This is a genomic window from Gilvimarinus sp. 2_MG-2023, from assembly GCF_030547685.1.
GTDB lineage: Bacteria > Pseudomonadota > Gammaproteobacteria > Pseudomonadales > Cellvibrionaceae > Gilvimarinus.
Map to the genome: position 1 here is coordinate 4,454 of NZ_JAUOQM010000004.1, position 1,412 is coordinate 5,865.

At 52.6% G+C, this 1,412-nt stretch carries 3 protein-coding genes; 1 reads left to right on the top strand and 2 read right to left on the bottom strand.

The annotated features are described in order from the left end of the window. A partial coding sequence (locus tag Q4526_RS00840; RefSeq protein WP_303609490.1) for a magnesium chelatase domain-containing protein occupies positions 1 to 305 on the bottom strand: 305 nt, incomplete at its 3' end. 127 nt (positions 306 to 432) lie between these two features. Further along, positions 433 to 663 carry an accessory factor UbiK family protein gene (locus Q4526_RS00845; RefSeq protein WP_215974818.1) on the bottom strand — a complete coding sequence of 77 codons (231 nt, stop codon included), beginning with the start codon at positions 661 to 663 and terminating at the stop codon, positions 433 to 435. 404 nt (positions 664 to 1,067) lie between these two features. Here Q4526_RS00845 and Q4526_RS00850 point away from each other — a divergent pair, with 404 nt between their 5' ends. Then, positions 1,068 to 1,406, top strand: coding sequence for a P-II family nitrogen regulator (locus Q4526_RS00850; RefSeq protein WP_215974819.1), 339 nt, complete (start codon positions 1,068 to 1,070; stop codon positions 1,404 to 1,406). The last annotated feature ends 6 nt before the right edge of the window (positions 1,407 to 1,412 follow it).

Consider the following 1,412-nt stretch of genomic DNA (forward strand, 5'->3'; position numbering starts at 1 on the left):
GTCAGCGGGTCAGTTGGTACTTGTCCCGAGGCGGCCAGTATGCCGATGGCAATAGCCAAATCGTAGCGACCACCCTCTTTGGGGAGATCGGCCGGGGCGAGGTTGATGGTGATGCGCCGAGCGGGAAATTCCAGGTGGCTATTGAGTATGGCGCTACGCACCCGGTCTTTACTTTCTTTTACGGCGGCCTCGGGAAGGCCAACGATGGCTAGGCTCGGTAAGCCGTTGGAGAGGTGGACCTCAACCGTTACCGCCGGAGCGTCGATTCCGAGTTGAGCGCGGGTGTGAACAATAGCGAGTGACATAGGCAATCCTTTGCATACGGAGTGGGGCTTTGCCGCCCTATGTTCACAATCTAGTGGCCATAGCCGCTGAGGTCAATTCCAGTGTCGGTTTTATCTTTACAGCCCAGTAGTCAGCCCATGGTGCGCTTTAAGGGGTGTTCTGTTCCAGCTGTGCTACCTGCCGTTCTAGCGCTTCCAGTCTTTCACGGGTACGGGCCAGCACCGCGGCTTGGGCATCGAACTCTTCCCGGCTGACCAAATCCATTTTGCTAATGGCGCGATTGAGGGCGGCTTTAACGTTGGGGGTGGGCACTTCATCCAGCGAGGGAATGCGCTGCTTTAATTCATTGAATAATTGCTCGGCTAACGTTTGCATCATAGGCTCCTGAATAAAGGCACATTGTACACCGGTGGCAATTGTGCGTCCTGTGGGCGCATAAATGTGCGTCAAAATCGGGCATCTGTCGCGACTTTCGTCAGACAAGCAGAATCAGCGCATTATTGGTGCGCCGCTAAACGCCGATGGCACAATATTGGTGCATCGAGACTACCGCAGGTCGATAATGGGGCCAATGTAAGGCTAGTAGAAAGCTATATCTCATTGAAATAGAAAGGATATTTGTAATTGGCCTGCTCTGTGCAATGACCTGCCCGAGTACACAAAAAGGGCGTGGAGCCTCTTTTAGGGTCTGCTCTTCTGTTTTACCGCTTAGGCGGGACGACAGATCGTCTTTCCAGTGTTTCCCGCACTCTCGGGTGCGGGTTTTTTTAGGAGCACAATAAATGAAATTGGTAACTGCGATTATCAAACCGTTTAAGCTCGATGTCGTGCGCGAAGCGCTATCAGAGATCGGCATTCACGGTATGACTGTCACCGAAGTGAAAGGCTTCGGTCGGCAAAAGGGCCATTCAGAACTATACCGCGGCGCGGAATACGTCGTCGATTTTTTGCCCAAAACCAAGGTGGAAATCGCCGTAAAAGAGTCGGAGCTTGACTCTGTGGTCGAGGCCATCACCAAAGCTGCCAACAGCGGCAAAATTGGTGACGGAAAAATATTTGTCTCAAGCCTTGAGCAGGTTGTCCGGATTCGCACCAGCGAAACCGGTGATCAAGCGCTTTAAAACAAT